We start from the raw sequence: 2,325 nt of genomic DNA on the forward strand, positions 1-2,325 counted from the left end.
CGATACGGTCGGTAAAGAACCCGTTTGTGGAAATAACGATACGGTCAGACTTCTTGTACAGTTCGCGCACAATATCTTTCAGGTCGGTGCGGATGAACGGCTCGCCGCCAGTGATGTTGGTAAAGTACATCTTCGGCAGCTTCTTGATGGTTTCGATGCTGATTTCCTCTTCCGGCTTGGAAGGTGCTTTATAACGGTTGCACATGGAGCAACGAGCGTTGCAGCGATAAGTGACGATGACCGTACCATTCAGTTTCTTGTCGTTATTATTATCCATTTTTCTAATACCTCTATCTCTCTTTTTATCTATAAACCTTCATAATTTTCTCGTAATACTCATCAATGGTATCGAAGCTGATGTCCTTGCAGTTCTTGCTATACTGCTCGCACAGCTTCTTATCACCCCAGAGCTTCTCGATCTTCTTCTTCAGATCTTCGGCATTGCCGCTTTCAAACAGCTCGCCGGTCTTGCCGACCTGAATCAGTTCCGGGATACCGCCGATGTTCGCTCCCAGCACCGGTGTGCCATACATCTGGGATTCCATTACGGAGAACGGGCAGTTCTCATACCACTCAGACGGGTAGATGGAGAACCGTGCCTCACGGATGAGCTTTTCCAGTGCCTCGCCTTTCTGGAAGCCAACGTTCTTGATGTTCTTAATACCATTTACCGTCTCTTCCAGAGGACCGGTACCGGCGAAGATGAACTGAACATCCGGCAGTTCCTTGCAGACCTTGATGAGTGTGCCGATGCCTTCATCATCATAAATGCCAACAAACTCCCAGCCGGGCTGTGCCTTAATGTAGTCCGTATAATAATTTTTCTGAAGCTCATACGAGGAGGTCTGTTCATCATTGTCAGTGGAAACACGTACATAGGCAGCGACACGACGAATAGAGGTGCTTTCTCCAAGCCCCTCCACTGCTTTGGCAGGGATAACCTCCAGTTCGGAAGTATCCACGCCTCTATATCGGTCCCTAATCCTCTGCTTACGATCTATCGCTTCTGTTCCACTGCCCATTCTATAGTTCCTCTCATTCTCCCGGTTTTATGCTCCAATACCACTGGCGCATCTTCCGATAACTTCGGATGCCGAGTTCTTTCTTTGTGTTTTCTGCTGTTCTGCGGCTAATACCTTCATCACTCAACCGCATATAGATTTCTCTGGATCTCATATCATCTTCTGAAAGCAGCTTCTTAATCAGGTAGGCTGCTTTTTCAGACTTTGATTCAAATACTGGTGTTTCCGGCTCTGCTACCGGGTCCTGTACTATTTCACATTCCAGCCATTGGAAGCCCTGCTCCGCTGTTATTGAAAATCTGATTTCTCCATCGGATGGAGCCAGACTGTTTTTTATCTGCCGGACGATGCGGACATCTGTGTTCTTTGGATCTCGCTCCACCTGCAGGACACTCCGGGCGGCCGCCACCACATCAATACTGCCAAGGCTCCGATACAAACCTTTTGTCCCCTCTTTTTTGTTGAGGTGACCAATGAGCACAATGGCGCAATCGTATACGGATGCCCACATACCAAGACGCTGCATCAGCTTTCTGGCTCTGCCTGCGATCTGAAGGTCAGAATCACTTCCGAGATATGCCTGTATCGGGTCGATGACTACCAGTTTCGGCCGGAATTCTATAATAGCCTGCCGGATGCGTTCATCATCCAGCGTCAGACCACTGTATGTTTCTTCATTTATAAAAGCCACATTCCCACAATCTGCCCCACACTTTTCCAGCCGGGGCTTGATGGTATCTGACACACCATCTTCTGAACATTGGTAAATGACCCTCTGCGATAATCCAACTACTTTGCCATCCGGCAGCTTTCCGCCTTTGGATAACTCTGCTATCAGATTCATCATCATTGTGGACTTACCATCGCCGGGGTCGCCTTGCAGCAATGTGATCTTCCCAACTGCTATGAACGGATACCACAGCCAACGAACAGAAGTCGCCTGTACATCACTATATAATGTAAGAATCCCTTTTTCTCCTTTGCTCGTCATCATCGTTCCTTTCCATGTGCAGTCTTTTCTACATTTATATTATAAGGATTGCATGACGATTTGACTGCCACCTGTTGGGTGGCACATTATCCTTTTTGCCACCTGATAGGTGGCAAAATAGCCTAAGACCACACAGCAGATAGGGGTGTGATCTTTTGCGGTCTTAAATTCTTCTATAACCAGTTGCTATGTGCATTTTCATGCGGGATAATCGTACTGCCTTATGCGGGATTCATAAGGAGGACCACACATGGCATTAGATTATTCTGCATTAGGAAAACGTATCGGTAATTTCCGTAATGCATCTGGATT

3 protein-coding genes are annotated in these 2,325 nt (G+C 47.2%); all 3 read right to left on the bottom strand.

Annotated features, from left to right (window positions below):
* Positions 1-277, bottom strand: a 277-nt coding sequence (locus Q0E19_RS11830) for a radical SAM protein (protein WP_294409748.1), incomplete at its 3' end; no start/stop codon positions are given.
* 25 nt (positions 278-302) lie between these two features.
* A complete protein-coding gene (locus Q0E19_RS11970; protein WP_365905118.1) occupies positions 303-1,022 on the bottom strand; it encodes a glycosyltransferase in 720 nt (239 codons plus the stop codon).
* Positions 1,023-1,035: 13 nt separating this feature from the next.
* On the bottom strand, positions 1,036-2,013 hold the full coding sequence (locus Q0E19_RS11840; RefSeq protein WP_294409749.1) for an AAA family ATPase: 978 nt from the start codon (positions 2,011-2,013) through the stop codon (positions 1,036-1,038).
* Positions 2,014-2,325 lie beyond the last annotated feature (312 nt).

It is taken from the genome of uncultured Ruminococcus sp., assembly GCF_934476685.1.
In the GTDB taxonomy this organism is placed as follows: domain Bacteria; phylum Bacillota; class Clostridia; order Oscillospirales; family Ruminococcaceae; genus Hominimerdicola.